Raw genomic sequence first — 15387 nt, 5'->3', positions numbered from 1 at the left:
GGTTTCATCATGACGGCACTCGCTGGCTTGGTTCGATGTCAGGATTTTACCCAGCCGCAGGCGTCTCGGCCGAGGTTTTTAGAGGTGGCCTTAAGGCTCAAGGAACCCATAATGGTAAGAATCGTTATCGCCGATGACCACACGATCATGCGCGAGGGCCTCAAGCGCATCCTGGACGGCGCCGAGGAAGTCGACATCGTGGGCGAAGCCACCAATGGCTTCGAAGTACTATCGCTGGTACGCCAGGGCGGCTTCGACCTGCTGCTGCTCGACCTGTCCATGCCCGGCCGCAGCGGCGTCGACCTGATCCGGCAGGTGCGCAGCGAAGCGCCCAAGCTGGCCATCCTGATCCTCACCATGCACGAGGAAGAGCAGTACGCGGTGCGCGCGATCCGGGCCGGCGCCCAGGGCTACCTCACCAAGGAAAGCGCGGGCACGCAGCTGGTGGGGGCGATCCGCAAGGTCGCCTCGGGGCGTCCCTACATCAGTACCGAAGTGGCCGAACAATTGGCGCTGAACATCATGGCGCCGAGCGAGCAATTGTTGCACAAGCAGTTGTCAGACCGCGAATTCGAGGTGTTTTCGCTCCTGGTCAGCGGCAAGTCGATCACCGAGATCGCCAACGGCCTGCACCTGTCGGTGAAAACCGTCAGCACACACAAGACCCGCATCATGCAGAAAATGGGCATGAGCTCACTGTCCGAGATGGTGCAGTATGCCGTCGCACACCGCCTGTTGTCGCCAATGAAGGCGTGACTCGCTGATTTTGTTTGACCGCCGCGCGTGGTTTTCGTGCGGCGCGCCGCTTTTGGCAAGGGCGGCGCGTTCCCCCGTCGCACCCCGATCGTTTTTCGTTTTACCATCTTCGGCCATTCGCGCGACATGCTTGGGAGTAGGATTATTCCTACGACCACGACATCTGTCCTACCTCCATATTCAGGCAACGCTGATATTCGTGCCGGACTCGTGTTGGCATACTGAATTCAGCGTTTCGACTTGCTTGCGATCCAAGTCACGGTGTCAGCCATAAAAAACATGGCATGGCAGCTGCGCTACCGCACACTGCCGTGCCGCCGGGATCGCGTGAAACCTGAGTTCCTTACCGGAGATGAGCATGCAGTCCCAGCCACCGTCAGATCAACGCAATGTCACCCAGCCTACCCTGCATTCCCCGATGGAAGCGGGACGGCAGCGCCAGGGTCGCCTCTGGTCCAACCTGAAAGAAGTGTGCGACCTGCTCCGTATTCCAGCCAGCGTGTCGGTGAGCTCTGAAGAATTACTGTTCCAGCACGTGCAGTTCAAGACGGGCCAGCGCGTGCACACGATCGGCCAGGCCTTCGATACCCTGTACATCGTCAACTCGGGCTTCCTCAAGACCGTGCTGATCGACGAATTCGGCAACGAACAGGTGCTGAGCTTCCCCATGAAGGGCGATATGCTCGGCGTCGACGGCATCCACACCCGTCACTACGCTTCCGAGGCCGTGGCGCTGTCCGACTGCGACCTGATCTTGCTTCCGTTCAAGAAACTGACCGCGCTGGGCCGCGTCCACAGCGAACTCGAGAACATGATGTACGGCGTCATGAGCCGCGAACTGGTGCGCGAGCAGACCATGATCGGCATGCTCGGCGCCCTGTCGGCCGAGGCGCGGGTGGCCCGTTTCCTGGTCTCGCTGGCCGACCGCTTCGCCGCGATGGGTTATTCGAGCAAACTGTTCAACCTGCGCATGACCCGCCACGAGATCGGCAGCTACCTCGGCCTCACGCTCGAGACCGTCAGCCGCACCTTGTCGGCCTTCAACGAAATCGGCCTGATCACCGTCGACCAGCGCACGATCGGCATCAAGGATGCCGAAGCGCTCAAGACCCTGCGCCGCCTGCCGCCTTCGCGTTCGCGCACCAAAAGCAGCGCCAAGCAGAAGGCAGAGCTCGATCAGCCTGGCGATGACCAGGTGCTGGCCACCGTCTGAATCGTCTGCATCGGTATCGCGCCCACGACGATGCCCGCCTGCAAAGGCGGGCATCGTCGTGGGCACGTCCGTCATTCCTTATCGAGCGACAACACCCCATCGTTGACGCGCACCCGGTCGCCCTTGCGGTATCCCGGATTGTTGTCGTACTCGATTGCCTGGATCGCCTCGGTCGTATCGAAGCGCACCGTTACCCGATAACGCTGGGCGGCCTGCACGTCGCTGGCCAGCGGCCGCGCTCCTCCCGTCGCCTCACGCACGATCTCCACCTTCTCGACGACTGCACAACTGGTGCAATAGCGCGCCACGCGTGGTCGCTCGGTCGTGCGCGGCGGCGGCGGCGGCGCGGCCCCCGGGGCCGCGCTGGCGACGCCGGCCTCCTTCGACGCCAGCGGCCGCACGGGTTCCTGCGCCTGCGCCGATGCCGCCGCGCCGCTCACCAGGCCATCGCGCAGCACGGTGGTGGCCACCTGGCTGCCCAGCCGCATTTCGGCGGTCACCGGGCTGTTGGGCTGGAAACGATCGTGATTGCCGATCACATAGCTGCCGCTGTACCGGCCGGGGTCGGTCTCCTGCATCTGGACGCCACGGGTGGCGCCGTCGATGGTCACGTTGACCGTGGCGTTCTGGGTACCGTAGACATGGAAGTGCAGCGCGGCGCCCTGTTCCAGGCGCGGCACCTTTTCGACGTGGAAGCCTTCGATGGCGGGTGTCACGGTGCGGCTCGCCGGCGCGGTCTGCGCCAGGGCCGTACTGCTCGTCGCCAGCAGCATGCCGGCCGGCGCCAGGGCCGCCACCAGCGAACACATCAGAATGCGTTTTTTCATGGCAATCTCCATTAGTTGGCAGACGGCATGACACCGTCTTCATTTCTAGGAGACAGTACCTGTGCGAAAGAGCCAAGTCCGTACGGTTACGAACCGATAGTGTCAGGACACGGCGTGTACCGCGTCGCCCGACGTCACGTAGATGCGCTCGCCCGGCCCCGGCCTGACCGCATGCCCGCCGGTAAAGGCGCCAAAGGACGGCAAGATCAACCCCTGCTCGCCCACCACGAAGCACGGCAGGCGCAGCGCATCGAAGCGCGTTGCCAGCACATACACCGGATGCACGTGGCCGGCCAGCCCATAGCCCGGCGCATCGACGCCCGGGTGGTGGCAAAAGGCGAACGGCCCGATCGCGTGCGGCTCGTCCACCATCGCGATTCCCAGCGCCGCCGCCGGGTCACCCGCATGCAGGTCGTGGTTGCCACGCACCAGCATCAAGGCCAGATCCGGATGGCGCTGGCGCCAGGCCAGCATCGCCAGCTGGGTCGAGCTGGCGTGCGCGGCGCGCGCATGCAAAAAGTCGCCCAGGAACGCCACCTGGCGCGCGCCGTGCGCGGCCACCAGGGCGTCCAGGCCTGCCAGGTTTTCCGACGTCGTGCCGCGCGGCACCGGCACCCCGAGCGAACGGAAGGCAGCCGCCTTGCCGAAGTGGATGTCGGCGATGATCAGCATTTCTTCACCCGGCCAATAGATCGCCTTCTCCGGCAACAGCAGGAGCGATTCGCCGGCCACCTCCACCCGCACGCCGCTCATGCCGCCGCCTTCTCGAGTTCGCGCAACATGCGCGCCACGCGGTCGTTCAGCTTCTCGGTGCTGACCTTTTCGCGGAAGCGCTCGACCATCAGGGCGAACCCGAACGGCGTCGCCCGTTTCACCTCGCGATAGGCGAGCCGCCGCGCATGCAGCTCGGCCAGCGTGTCGCGCAGGCGCGTCAGCTCGAGTTCCTGCTCCATCACCTCGCGCTCGGCCTGGGTGAGCAGCAGGTTGCCGGCATCGTGCTTGCGAAACACCTCGAAGAACAGCGAGGACGAGGCCTGCAACTGGCGGTTCGACTTCGGCTGGCCCGGATAGCCCGAGAACACCAGGCCGGCGATGCGCGCCACTTCGCGAAAGCGCTGCTGCGACAACTGGGTCGCGTTCAGGCTGTCGATCACGTCTTCCAGCAGGCGCGCCGTATCGAACAGCGTCACGCCGGCGCCGGTCGGCGCATCGAACATGCGCGCCCAGTCGACCGGCTCGGGCGCCATCAGCTCGAAACCATAGTCGTTCACGGCGATCGAGAACGTGATCGGCTGCGCGCGGCCGACGCGAAACGCGATCAGGGACGCCAGGCCCATGTGCACCGAGCGGCCCGCGAACGGATACACGAACAGGTGATGGCCCTCGCGGCTCTTCATCGATTCGAGCACCAGCACTTCGCTCGTGGGCAGCGCCGACCAGCGCTGCTGGATGGCGATCAGCGGCTCGATGGCACGCATCTCGGGGCCGTCGAACACGCCCTGGTCGGCCAGGCGCAGCTCTTCGAGCGCGGCGTGGGCCAGCTCGTTCGACATCGGCATCTTGGCGCCCTGCCAGCGCGCGATCGCGCCGCGCGTGCCGGTGGCGCGCTTGACGAAGGCGGTCAGCTCGTGCACGCGCACGAATTCCAGGATGCGCCCGCCGAACAGGAAGCGGTCGCCGGGCTTGAGGCGCGAGATGAACGATTCTTCCACGCTGCCGATGCGCCCGCCGCTCATGTACTTTACCTGGATCGTGGCGTCGGACATGATGGTGCCGATGCCCATCCGGTGCCGGCGGCCAATGGCGCTGTCGGGCACGCGGTAGACGCCCTCGTCGTCCGGCAGCACGCGGCGGTATTCGGGATACACGGTCAGGCTCTGGCCGCCGCGCGCGACGAAGTCGAGCGCCCACTGCCATTCTTCCTGCGCCAGGTGGCGGTAGGACCAGGCCTGCCGCACTTCCTGATACAACTCCTCGGAGCGAAAGCCGCCGCCCAGCGCCACCGTCACCAGGTGCTGCACCAGCACGTCGAACGGCTTGTTGGGCACGTAGCGCCCTTCGATGCGGCGCGCCGCCACCGCCTTCCTGGCCCCGGCCGCTTCCAGCAGTTCCAGGCTGTTGGTCGGCACCAGGGTCACGCGCGAGACCCGGCCGGGCGCATGGCCGCTGCGGCCGGCGCGCTGCAGCAGGCGCGCCACGCCCTTGGCGCTGCCGATCTGCAGCACCCGCTCGACCGGCAGGAAGTCCACGCCCAGGTCCAGGCTGGCGGTGCAGATCACCGCTTTCAGGATGCCGCTCTTCAGGCCCAGCTCGACCCACTCGCGCACCTCGCGGTCGAGCGAGCCGTGGTGCAGCGCGATCACGCCGGCCCAGTCGGGCCGCGCCTCGAGGATGTTCTGGTACCAGATCTCGGCCTGCGAGCGGGTGTTGGTAAACACCAGGGTCGCCTCGTGCCCCTCGATCTCGTTGATCACCGGCTGCAGCATCTGCAAGCCGAGGTGGCCACCCCAGGGAAAGCGCGAGACGTTGTCGGGGATCAGGCAATCGACCACGATTTTCTTGCGCGTGTCGCCTTCGACCAGCACCCCCGCATCTTCCCCTTGCGCACCGCCCAGCAGCACCTGGCGCGCCAGGTCGAGATTACCCATCGTCGCCGACACGCCCCATACCAGCAGCTCCGGGCGCCAGCGCCGCAACCTGCTCAGGGCCAGCTGCACCTGCACGCCGCGCTTGCTGCCCATCAGTTCGTGCCATTCATCGACGATGACCATGTCGAGGTGGCGGAACTGTTCATGGGCAGCCGCATTGCTGATCATGAGCGACAGGCTCTCGGGCGTCGTCACCAGGGCCGCCGGCATGCTGCGCGCCTGGCGCGCCCGCTCGGCCGGCTTGGTGTCGCCGGTGCGCGCGCCGATGCGCCATTCGGGCAGCAGCTCGGCGGCGGAGTCTTCCAGCGCGCGCTGGGTGTCGGCCGCCAGCGCGCGCATCGGCGTGATCCACAGCACGCGCAAGCCCGACTTGGCCCTTCCCGTGTCGAGGCCGGCGCGCTGCAGCGCCGCGAACCAGACAGCGAAGGTCTTGCCGGCGCCGGTATTCGCGTGCAGCAGGCCCGATTCGCCCTTCAGCGCGGCCTTCCACACCGCGCGCTGGAATGGAAAGGCGGTCCAGCCGCGGCTGGACAGCCATGCGTCGATGCGCGCGCTGACTGGATTACGGCTCATGCGGTGGCCGCCTCCAGCAGTCCCTTGAGCGTGTCGAGCGTATCGGCGTCTTCCACCGGCTTGTCGAGGCGCCGGCGCAGGATGCGCGGAAAGCGCACCGCGATCCCCGCCTTGTGACGCGGCGACAGCGCAATGCCCTCGAAGCCGATCTCGAACACCATGGTCGGCTTGACCGAGCGCACCGGCCCGAACTTTTCGATGGTCGTGCGCCGCACGGCGTTGTCGACCTGGGCGATCTCGGCGTCGGTCAGGCCCGAATACGCCTTCGCGAACGGCACCAGCCTGCGCTCGGCTCCTGCCCCGTCCCACACGGCAAAGGTATAGTCGGTGTAGAGCGACGCGCGCCGCCCGCTGCCCGGCTGGGCGTACAGCAGCACGGCGTCGATGGCGTACGGGTCGATCTTCCACTTCCACCAGGTGCCGACAGTCTTGGTGCGGCCGACGCCGTAGTGGGCGGTGCGGCTCTTGAGCATCATGCCCTCGACGCTGCGCGCGCGCGAGCCGGCGCGCAGCGTCGCCAGTTCTTCCCAGCTATCGGCGTGGACCAGCGGCGACAGGCGCAGCTGCGGCTGGTCGAGCTTCGCGACCTCCACTTCCAGCAGCGCGCGCCGCTCGTGCTGCGGCAGGCCGCGCAGGTCGACGCCGTCCAGCTCCAGCAGGTCGTAGCAGCACAGCACCGCCGGCAGCTCGCCCAGCAGCTTGGCCGACAGGGTCTTGCGCCCGATGCGCTTCTGCAGGTCGGCGAACGGCGACGGCATGCTCGATCCCGGCTGCCAGATCAGCACCTCGCCGTCGAGCACCATGCCGTCGGGCAGGCGCGCCGCCGCCAGCTCCGGAAAGCGTTCGGTGATCAGGTCTTCGCCGCGCGACCACAGGAAACTCTGGCCGTCGCGCCGCACCAGCTGCGCGCGGATGCCGTCGTACTTCCATTCGACCAGCCAGTCGTCCAGTTCGCCCAGGTCGGCCGGATCGCCATTCAGTTGGTGCGACAGGAAGAAGGGGTAAGGCTGGCCGCCGCGCAGCTTGTGCTCTTCGTCGGACTGCTCGGCGATCAGCTGCAGGAACCCGCTGGCGGTGGGTTTGACGCGGCCGTCGGTCCAGCCCATCAGGCGCTGGGCAACGAGCTTGCTGTCCACCGCGGCGATCGCGGCCAGCGCGCGCGTCACCAGCAGCTTCGAGACGCCGACCCGGAAGCCTCCGCCGATCAGTTTCACCAGCAGGAAGCGCTCGCGCCAGTCGAGCTCGTTCCAGTAGCTGAACAGCGCTTCGCGGATGCGGCCCGGATCGGCGCCGCGCAAGGGCCCGATGCGTTGTTCCATCCACTCGGCCAGGCCGACGTCCGAGCGCTCGGTGGGCGGCGGCAGGATGTGGGCGATGGTTTCGGCGAAGTCGCCCACCGCATGATAGGACTCGTCGAACAGCCATTCGTCCAGGCCCGCGTAGTCGATGGCGAACTGGCGCAGCAGCTTGGTCGGCACCGCCTGGCGCGGCTTGCCGCCGGCCAGGAAGTACACCGCCCACGCCGCGTTCTCGGGCGCGGCGCTGGCGAAATACCCCTGCAGCGCTTCGAGCTTGCGGGTGGTCGACGTTGTTTCGTCGAGGTCGGCGTACAGGCGCGCGAATTCACGCATCGGCGTCTCCGCCGGAAGCCTGCTGCGCCTCAGCTGTCGCCGCCGCGGCGCCGGCCGGCGGCGTCGGCGGCTCCACCGCCTCATCGGCTTCCTCGTCGCCATATTCGGTATCGAAGCCGGACGCGTCCAGCCCGTTCTGGCACAGCCAGCGCACCAGGATCGGGATCGAGCCGTGGGTGACGATCACGCGCTCGGCGCCGGTGCCCTTGATGGCGCTCATGAGGCCAGGCCAGTCGGCGTGGTCGGACAGCACGAAGCCGCGGTCGACGCCGCGCCGGCGCCGCGCGCCGCGCAGCAGCATCCAGCCGCTGGCGAAGGAATCGCTGTAGTCGCCGAAGCGCTTCATCCACGGCGAGCCGCTGGCCGATGGCGGCGCCACCACCAGCGCACGGCGCAAGGCGGCCTTGTCGACGTCGCTCACCATCACGGTCGGTGGAATCGCGATGCCCTCGGCGCGGTAGGCGCGGTTGAGCGACTCGACCGAGCCATGGCAGACGATCGGGCCGATCGCGGGATCGAGCCCGGCCAGGATGCGCTGGGCCTTGCCGAAGGAATAGGCGAACACCACGCTGCAGCGGCCCTCCTCGGCATTCTTGCGCCACCAGGCATTGATTTCGTCCATCACCTGCTGCTCCGGCTGCCAGCGGTAGATCGGCAGGCCGAACGTCGATTCGGTGATGAAGGTGTCGCAGCGCACAGGCTCGAACGGCGCGCAGGTCTTGTCCGGCTCGACCTTGTAGTCGCCCGACGCCACCCATACCTCGCCGCCGCATTCCATGCGCACCTGGGCCGATCCCAGCACATGGCCGGCCGGATGCAGCGAGATGGTGACGCCGTTGTGGACGACCTTCTCGCCGTACGCGAGCGCATCGACCGAGATATCGCCCAGGCGCGACTTGAGGACGCCGATGCCGGGCGCCGCCGCCAGGTAGCGGCCGTGGCCGACGCGCGCATGGTCGCCGTGGGCATGGGTGATGACGGCGCGCGCCACCGGCCGCCACGGGTCGATGTAGAAGTCCCCCGGCACGCAGTACAGGCCCTCCTTGCGGACGACGACCATGTCTCCCGTCGGCATCGTCTACACGGGCCCCGGTTCGAGGAAATCGGCCATGAAGCTGCGGCTTTCCCCGTCCGCGAAGTCGACCGTCACCTGCTCGCCGGCGATGGCCACTACCACCCCTTCGCCATACTTGGCCGACCTGGCGCGCGCGCCCACCTCGAACTTCGGTTTTGGCGCTTCCACGGCCGGCTCGCGGTCGAATTCGTCGTCGCGGATTTCGATGTCCTGCGGCAGGCTCAGCGCCGGTGGATTCAGGCAGTTGTCGCACTTGCAGCACCGTTCGAAACCGGGCGCGTGGTCACCGAAATAATCGAACAGCAGCTTCCAGCGGCAGTAGCCGCTCACCGCATAGCCCACCATCTGGTCCAGCGCTTCCTTGTCGCGCTCCTGTTTCTGCACATACACCTGGGCCAGGCGCGCATACACGCCGGGGCGCGCCTCGGACGCGCTGGGCACGTATTCCAGCTTGCGGTTCTGGCGCACCAGCTTGGCATCCTTGAGCAGCTTGAGGCAGACCTTGATGTTGGCGTCGGCGATGTCTTCGAGCGCGTCCTCCAGCCGGCGGCTGGTGACGGCGCCTTCCTCGGCCAGGGTGCGCACCGTCTCGTGCACCAGTTGCAGTTCTTGCGCATCGGGATAGTGCTTGACCAGGAAGAACTGCTGGATGCGCTTGTCGTCCTGCAGGAACAGCAGCGTGCACTGGGCGTCGAGCCCGTCGCGGCCGGCGCGGCCCGATTCCTGGTAATACGATTCGAGGTTGGCCGGGATCTGCAAATGGATCACGAAACGGGTATCGCTCTTGTCGATGCCCATGCCGAAGGCATTAGTGGCCACCATCACACGCCGCTCGCCTTCCATGAACAGGTCCTGGTTCAGTTTGCGCTCGGCTGCCGACAGCTTGCCGTGGTAGAGCGTGACCGATTCGCCGGCTTCTTCCAGTACCGCCAGCATCTCCTCGGCCACCTTGACGGTGGCGGCGTAGACGATGCCGACGCCGGGCGTCTCCTGCACCAGGCGCAACGCCTCGCGGTATTTCTCCGTGGCGCTGGTCACCTGCACCACGCGGTAGTGCAGATTGGGCCGGTAGATGCCGGTATTGATCACGTTCAGCTTGCGGCCCAGCTGCTTGCCGATGTCGGCGATCACGTCGTCGGTGGCGGTGGCCGTCAGCGCCAGCACCGGCGGCCGGCCGATCGCCTCGATCGCGGCGGCCAGGCCAATATAGGCCGGGCGGAAATCGTGACCCCATTGCGAGATGCAGTGCGCCTCGTCGATCACGACGATGTCGAGCGTGACCGCGCGCAGTATGGCGATGAACTCGGGCGAGACCAGGCGCTCCGGGGTGCAGAACACGATTTCGCAGGATTCGTTGGCGATCGCCGCGAGTGCGGCGTGTTCTTCTTCGGCGCACAGGCTGCTGTTGACCTGGACCGCGCGGATGCCGACCTCTTCCAGCTTCTCGAGCTGATCCTTCATGAGGGAGATGAGCGGGGAAACGACGACCGTGATCCCCTCCAGCATCTTGGCCGGGATCTGGTAGCACAGCGACTTGCCGCCGCCGGTGGGCATGATGGCCAGGGTGTCCTTGCCGTCGAGTACGCTGTCGATCACGCGCTGCTGGCCGTCGCGCAGTTGCGCGATGCCGAACACGGCGTTCAGGAGGCGTCGGATGGTATTGCGGCGCACGGCGAGCAGGCCGCGGTGCATGAGTGTGGGGTCGTGTCGTGTCATGGTGATGCCGACTTTATTAGCACGGCGACAACTCGACTATAGGACGCCACCTACTTCAAGCGTAGGAGGTCAACGTCTGGCGAATTCGGCGCGTTATGGAGCTAGTGCCAGGCCGCTCGTATCAATTGTGCGACACAAATTCTCCACAAGGTTTAGTCCTACAACCAGACGGATAATTCACCGATGCCGGGTGTCCAGCTAGACATTTACTATTGTGACCATCATCCACATCCCGCCACCTTCAGGAGAATCATCATGTCGCGCCGCCCTATGACCTGGACCGCTGTCCACCTGGCCCTTGCCAGCGCGGCCACGTGGTTTTTGCTGGAGTCCGGCGCGCTGTCGTCGGCCTTGCTGTTCTCTTTCCACTGAGCCCCTGCCCGGTAGCTTCGATACGTCGTTCCCGCGCAGGCGGGAACCCAAGTTCGACGCGCATTGCATACGCATCAAGTATCTCTACTCTACCGGCCTTGGATTCCCGCCTGCGCAGGAATGACATTCACTGGGCGCGGACCAGGCTGGCCGCAGCTGGAACCGAATAAAAAAACGCCGCGTCCCACTGGGATGCGGCGTTTGTCTTTTTGCACCGGCGGGCCGTGAAGCCCGCCGTCGTTCATCAGGCAGCTTTCTGCTCTTCCTCTTCCACCGGCTGGCGGATCAGGTAATCGAAGGCAGCCAGCGACGCCTTGGCGCCCTCGCCCACGGCGATCACGATCTGCTTGAACGGCACCGTGGTCACGTCGCCGGCGGCGAACACGCCCGGCAGCGAGGTGTGGCCGCGGGCATCGACCTCGATCTCGCCATGCGCCGACAGGTCGATCGTGCCCTTGAGCCATTCGGCGTTCGGCACCAGGCCGATCTGCACGAACACGCCTTCCAGGTCCAGCTTGTGCACGGCGCCGGTCGTGCGGTCCTTGTAGCTCAGGCCGTTGACGATCTTGCCGTCGCCGTGAATCTCGGTGGTCTGGGCCGACTTGATCACCTTGACGTTCGGCAGCGAGTACAGCTTGCGTTGCAGGACCGCATCGGCGCGCAGCTCATTGCCGTATTCGATCAGGGTCACTTCCTTGACGATACCCGCCAGGTCGATCGCCGCCTCGACGCCGGAGTTCCCGCCGCCGATCACCGACACGCGCTTGCCCTTGAACAGCGGGCCGTCGCAGTGCGGGCAGTACGCCACGCCGTGGTTCTTGTACTCCTTCTCGCCCGGCACGTTGATCTCGCGCCAGCGGGCGCCGGTCGCCAGGATCACCGACTTCGACCTGAGCACTGCGCCGCTCTCGGTGTGCACCTCGATCAGGCGACCCGCCACCAGCTTGCTGGCGCGCTGCGTGTTCATGATGTCGACCTCGTAGTGCTTGACGTGCTCTTCCAGGGCGACGGCGAATTTCGGGCCGTCGGTTTCCTTCAGCGACACGAAGTTCTCGATCGCCAGCGTATCGAGCACCTGGCCGCCGAAGCGGTCGGCCAGCACGCCGGTACGGATGCCCTTGCGGGCGGCGTAGATCGCGGCTGCCGCGCCGGCGGGGCCGCCGCCGACGATCAGCACGTCGAATGGGTCTTTCTGGCTCAGTTCGGCAGCCTTGCGCTCACCGCCCTTGACGTCGATCTTCGACAGGATCTCTTCGACGTTGGTGCGGCCCTGGCCGAAATGCTGGCCGTTCAGGAACATCATCGGCACGGCCAGGATCTGCTTGTCTTCCACTTCCTTCTTGAAGACGCCGCCATCGATCGTCACGACCTTGATGCGCGGGTTGATGACCGACATCGTGTTCAGTGCCTGCACGACTTCCGGGCAGTTATGGCACGACAGCGAGATGTAGGTCTCGAAAACGTAGTCGCCGTCCAGGGCTGCGATCTGGTCGATGACGGATTGTTCCAGCTTGATGGTGTGGCCGCCGACGTGCAGCAGGGCCAGCACTAGCGAGGTGAATTCGTGGCCCAGCGGGATGCCGGCGAAACGCACGCCGATATCGGTGCCGACGCGATTGATCGCGAACGACGGGGTCCGCTCGTTCGCTTCCTGGCGAACGGTGATCTTGTCGGACAGGGCTGCGATCTCGCCCAGCAGCTCATTCATTTCGCGCGATTTCGGCGAATCATCCAGCGATGCAACCAGCTCAATCGGCTGCACCACTTTTTCCAGATAGGCTTGCAACTGCTTCTTGAGGGTTGCGTCCAGCATGATGTTTTTCCTTTTGTTTATCTACTTTTACTTGCACAGGCCGGGCGTAAAACGGGCCGCCGCAGCGGCCCGTTCACGGGTGCTACTTGACTACTGCTTGACTACTTAGATCTTGCCGACCAGGTCCAGCGACGGGGTCAGGGTTTCGGCGCCTTCGGTCCACTTGGCCGGGCAGACTTCGCCTGGGTGCGAAGCGACGTACTGGGCTGCCTTGACTTTGCGCATCAGTTCCGAAGCGTCGCGGCCGATGCCGTTGTCGTGCACTTCCATGATCTTGATCTGGCCTTCAGGATTGATCACGAAGGTGCCGCGCAGTGCCATGCCTTCTTCTTCGATCATGACTTCGAAGTTACGCGACAGGACGCCGGTTGGGTCGCCGATCAGCGGGTAGTTCACTTTCTTGATCGCGTCCGAGGTGTCGTGCCATGCCTTGTGGGCGAAGTGGCTGTCGGTCGAGACGCCGTACACATTGACGCCCAGCTTTTCGAATTCCGGCTGGAATGCGGCCAGATCTTCCAGTTCGGTCGGGCAGACGAAGGTGAAGTCTGCCGGGTAGAACATCACCACCGACCAGGTACCCTTGAAGTTCTCTTCGGTCAGGTCGATGAACTTGCCGTTGTGGTATGCGGTTGCTTTGAACGGCTTGATCTGGGTGTTAATGAGGGACATGTAATCTCCTGTTTGGGGTTGATGAAACGTATGACAAGCAGTGTACCGCTCCGCCTGCCGTTTGGGAAATTGATTGATTCGATATTCTTGATTGATTTTGGCTATCAGTCAAGTGTTACTTTGCCGTCTTGCAATAGAGTTGGCTCGAAACAAACCCGGACAGTGTGTCGCAAATGGCAAGCGGGTGCAACCAGCGTCTCGTTTGCCCACCCACCTTTTTCGGCAATCGCCCATTGATCCGGGGCGGACAGTAGCCGACCCGGGGCGGGCCGGATATGGGTACAGCGTCAGATGTCGGCTTCGGCGTAGACCGGGACCTCGGTGCAGGGCAGCACCAGACTGAACACCGAGCCTTCGCCGGGACTGCTCGTCACCCGCAGCTCGCCGCCGTGCGAGACCGCCAGCTGGCGCGAGATGTACAGGCCCAGCCCCAGGCCTTTCGGTTCGCCGTTGCGGGCGCCCCGCTCGTAAGGCTCGAAGATGCGTTCCAGGTCGGACGTCGCGATGCCCTTGCCCTGGTCGCGCACGTCGATGCGCACCATCTCGCCGGTGCGCTCGACGCTGACCTCGACCGGCTGGCCGCAGCCATAGCGCAGTGCGTTGGTCAACAGGTTGACGATCACCTGCTCGACGCGGAATTCGTCCCAGCAGCCGGTCACGCCGTCGTGCGGGCGCAGGGTCAGCGAGCTGCCGGTGGTGGCTGCCTGCAGCGACAGGTCGCTCACCACCCGTTCCAGCAGGTTCATGAGTTCGACCTGGGCCGGGCGGATCGACAGCTTGCCGCTGCGCATGCGCGAGACGTCGAGCATGTCGTCGATCAGCCGGATCATCGACTTGATCTGGCGCTCGTCGCGCTGGATCATCGCCTCCATCGGTTGCGCTGCGAAGGCGGCCGTGTTGCCGCGCTTGAGCTGCAGGCTGCGCATCTGCGTTTCCAGGAACAGCGTGTTGAGCGGCGTGCGCAGCTCGTGCGCCACCAGCGACATGAATTCGTCGCGCATCTTGAGCGAGCGCTGCAGTTCCTGCTGGGTCTGGTTCAGCTCGCGTACCAGCGCCTCTTGCTCTTGCCGGCTCTGCTCCAGCGCCAGCACCTGGCGCCGCGTCTCGCGCCGCTGCTGGTCGAGCGCCACGAAGACGTTGACCTTGCTGCGCACCGCGTCCGAGTCGAGCGGCTTGTACATGAAGTCGACCGCCCCGCTCTCGTAGCCCTTGAAGGCGTAATCGAGTTCGCGCCCGGCGGCCGAGACGAACACGATCGGAATGTGGCGGGTTCGGGTGGTCGAGCGCATCACCTCGGCCAGCTCGAAACCGTCCATGCCCGGCATCTGCACGTCGAGGATGGCCAGCGCGAACTCGTGCTCGAGCAGCAGCGCCAGCGCCTGTTCGCCGGAGCCCGCCTGGTAGATGGCGCGCTGCTCATGGCGCAGCAGCGCCTCGAGCGCCTGCAGGTTTTCCGGCAGGTCGTCGACAATTAATATCTTGCTATGTTCCTGGGCGCTCATGGGGTCTCCAACAAGGGCAGCACGGTGCGGATCGCGGATAGCGGCAGCACCAAATGCGGAGCGCAGCGCCGTATTGCCTCTCCGGGCATGGCGCTGGCCTGTGCTTCATCAGGGTCTTGGACGATGGTCAAACCACCGCATTCGCGGATGCGGCACATGCCCTCGGCGCCGTCGAAATTGGCGCCGGTTAATAGTATACCTGCCAGCGCCGGACCGTACACGTCGGCGGCAGACTCCGTCAAGATGTCGATCGCCGGGCGGGCGAACTGCACCGGCGGCTCGCAGCTGAGCGAAAAGCAGCGATCCGGCTCGACCGACAGGTGGTAACCGGATCCGGCGAAATACACGGTGCCGGGCTGGATCGGCTCCTTGTCCCGCGCTTCGCGCACCGGCAGGGCGATGCGCGCGGCGAACAGCTCGGCCAGGCGGCTGTCGCGGTCCGGCGGCACGTGCAGGATGCAGGTCACGGCCGGCCCGAACCCCACCGGCAGCGCCGGCAGCAGGCCGATCAGGGCGTCGACGCCGCCGGCCGAGCCGCCGATGACGACCATCTCGATCCGGCGCTTGCCCATGGCCGCGGCCAGCTGTTGTG

12 protein-coding genes are annotated in these 15387 nt (G+C 65.5%); 2 read left to right on the top strand and 10 right to left on the bottom strand.

From position 1 onward, the window contains the following. Window positions 1-111: 111 nt before the first annotated feature. Together ABIB38_RS11470 and ABIB38_RS11465 are read left to right on the top strand one after the other, a co-directional pair. Window positions 112-756: a response regulator gene (locus ABIB38_RS11470; RefSeq protein WP_429203931.1), complete on the top strand. Its 645-nt coding sequence runs from the start codon at window positions 112-114 to the stop codon at window positions 754-756. Window positions 757-1174: 418 nt separating this feature from the next. Beyond that, a complete protein-coding gene (locus tag ABIB38_RS11465; RefSeq protein WP_429203945.1) occupies window positions 1175-1969 on the top strand; it encodes a Crp/Fnr family transcriptional regulator in 795 nt (264 codons plus the stop codon). A 71-nt stretch (window positions 1970-2040) separates the two neighbouring features. Here ABIB38_RS11465 and ABIB38_RS11460 read toward each other — a convergent pair whose 3' ends face one another. The 10 genes from ABIB38_RS11460 to ABIB38_RS11415 all read right to left on the bottom strand — a co-directional run bounded on the left by ABIB38_RS11460 (window position 2041) and on the right by ABIB38_RS11415 (window position 15367). Further along, window positions 2041-2796 carry a hypothetical protein gene (locus ABIB38_RS11460; RefSeq protein WP_429203930.1) on the bottom strand — a complete coding sequence of 252 codons (756 nt, stop codon included), beginning with the start codon at window positions 2794-2796 and terminating at the stop codon, window positions 2041-2043. Window positions 2797-2898: 102 nt separating this feature from the next. Beyond that, entirely contained in the window at window positions 2899-3549 is a 651-nt protein-coding gene (gene pdeM, locus ABIB38_RS11455; RefSeq protein ID WP_429203929.1) for a ligase-associated DNA damage response endonuclease PdeM, read from the bottom strand. Next, window positions 3546-6017 carry a ligase-associated DNA damage response DEXH box helicase gene (locus ABIB38_RS11450; RefSeq protein WP_429203928.1) on the bottom strand — a complete coding sequence of 824 codons (2472 nt, stop codon included), beginning with the start codon at window positions 6015-6017 and terminating at the stop codon, window positions 3546-3548. Before ABIB38_RS11450 ends, pdeM begins: the two co-directional genes overlap by 4 nt. After that, the gene (locus tag ABIB38_RS11445; RefSeq protein ID WP_429203926.1) at window positions 6014-7648 is read right to left on the bottom strand and encodes an ATP-dependent DNA ligase; all 1635 of its coding nucleotides are present in this window, start codon (window positions 7646-7648) and stop codon (window positions 6014-6016) included. Before ABIB38_RS11445 ends, ABIB38_RS11450 begins: the two co-directional genes overlap by 4 nt. Beyond that, window positions 7641-8708: a ligase-associated DNA damage response exonuclease gene (locus tag ABIB38_RS11440; RefSeq protein WP_429203924.1), complete on the bottom strand. Its 1068-nt coding sequence runs from the start codon at window positions 8706-8708 to the stop codon at window positions 7641-7643. Before ABIB38_RS11440 ends, ABIB38_RS11445 begins: the two co-directional genes overlap by 8 nt. Window positions 8709-8726: 18 nt before the next feature. Further along, window positions 8727-10439, bottom strand: coding sequence for a RecQ family ATP-dependent DNA helicase (locus tag ABIB38_RS11435; protein WP_429203923.1), 1713 nt, complete (start codon window positions 10437-10439; stop codon window positions 8727-8729). Between the two features lie 616 nt (window positions 10440-11055). Further along, window positions 11056-12624: an alkyl hydroperoxide reductase subunit F gene (gene ahpF, locus ABIB38_RS11430; RefSeq protein WP_429203921.1), complete on the bottom strand. Its 1569-nt coding sequence runs from the start codon at window positions 12622-12624 to the stop codon at window positions 11056-11058. Window positions 12625-12729: 105 nt separating this feature from the next. Then, window positions 12730-13293 (bottom strand): alkyl hydroperoxide reductase subunit C, encoded by a 564-nt coding sequence (gene ahpC / locus ABIB38_RS11425; protein WP_005662712.1) that lies wholly within the window; start codon window positions 13291-13293, stop codon window positions 12730-12732. A 287-nt stretch (window positions 13294-13580) separates the two neighbouring features. Continuing rightward, window positions 13581-14795 (bottom strand): hybrid sensor histidine kinase/response regulator, encoded by a 1215-nt coding sequence (locus tag ABIB38_RS11420; RefSeq protein WP_429203919.1) that lies wholly within the window; start codon window positions 14793-14795, stop codon window positions 13581-13583. Next, window positions 14792-15367: a chemotaxis protein CheB gene (locus ABIB38_RS11415; protein ID WP_429203943.1), complete on the bottom strand. Its 576-nt coding sequence runs from the start codon at window positions 15365-15367 to the stop codon at window positions 14792-14794. Before ABIB38_RS11415 ends, ABIB38_RS11420 begins: the two co-directional genes overlap by 4 nt. Window positions 15368-15387 lie beyond the last annotated feature (20 nt).

It is taken from the genome of Massilia sp. UYP11, from assembly GCF_050434805.1.
In the GTDB taxonomy this organism is placed as follows: domain Bacteria; phylum Pseudomonadota; class Gammaproteobacteria; order Burkholderiales; family Burkholderiaceae_D; genus Telluria.
This window is presented reverse-complemented; position numbering and strand designations above follow the sequence as displayed.

Coding starts and splice junctions, on each gene's coding strand:
- ABIB38_RS11470 (WP_429203931.1), top strand. CDS start 112: ATGGTAAGAATCGTTATCGCCGATGACCACACGATCATGCGCGAGGGC.
- ABIB38_RS11465 (WP_429203945.1), top strand. CDS start 1,175: ATGGAAGCGGGACGGCAGCGCCAGGGTCGCCTCTGGTCCAACCTGAAA.
- ABIB38_RS11460 (WP_429203930.1), bottom strand. CDS start 2,796: ATGAAAAAACGCATTCTGATGTGTTCGCTGGTGGCGGCCCTGGCGCCG.
- pdeM (WP_429203929.1), bottom strand. CDS start 3,549: ATGAGCGGCGTGCGGGTGGAGGTGGCCGGCGAATCGCTCCTGCTGTTG.
- ABIB38_RS11450 (WP_429203928.1), bottom strand. CDS start 6,017: ATGAGCCGTAATCCAGTCAGCGCGCGCATCGACGCATGGCTGTCCAGC.
- ABIB38_RS11445 (WP_429203926.1), bottom strand. CDS start 7,648: ATGCGTGAATTCGCGCGCCTGTACGCCGACCTCGACGAAACAACGTCG.
- ABIB38_RS11440 (WP_429203924.1), bottom strand. CDS start 8,708: ATGGTCGTCGTCCGCAAGGAGGGCCTGTACTGCGTGCCGGGGGACTTC.
- ABIB38_RS11435 (WP_429203923.1), bottom strand. CDS start 10,439: ATGACACGACACGACCCCACACTCATGCACCGCGGCCTGCTCGCCGTG.
- ahpF (WP_429203921.1), bottom strand. CDS start 12,624: ATGCTGGACGCAACCCTCAAGAAGCAGTTGCAAGCCTATCTGGAAAAA.
- ahpC (WP_005662712.1), bottom strand. CDS start 13,293: ATGTCCCTCATTAACACCCAGATCAAGCCGTTCAAAGCAACCGCATAC.
- ABIB38_RS11420 (WP_429203919.1), bottom strand. CDS start 14,795: ATGAGCGCCCAGGAACATAGCAAGATATTAATTGTCGACGACCTGCCG.
- ABIB38_RS11415 (WP_429203943.1), bottom strand. CDS start 15,367: ATGGGCAAGCGCCGGATCGAGATGGTCGTCATCGGCGGCTCGGCCGGC.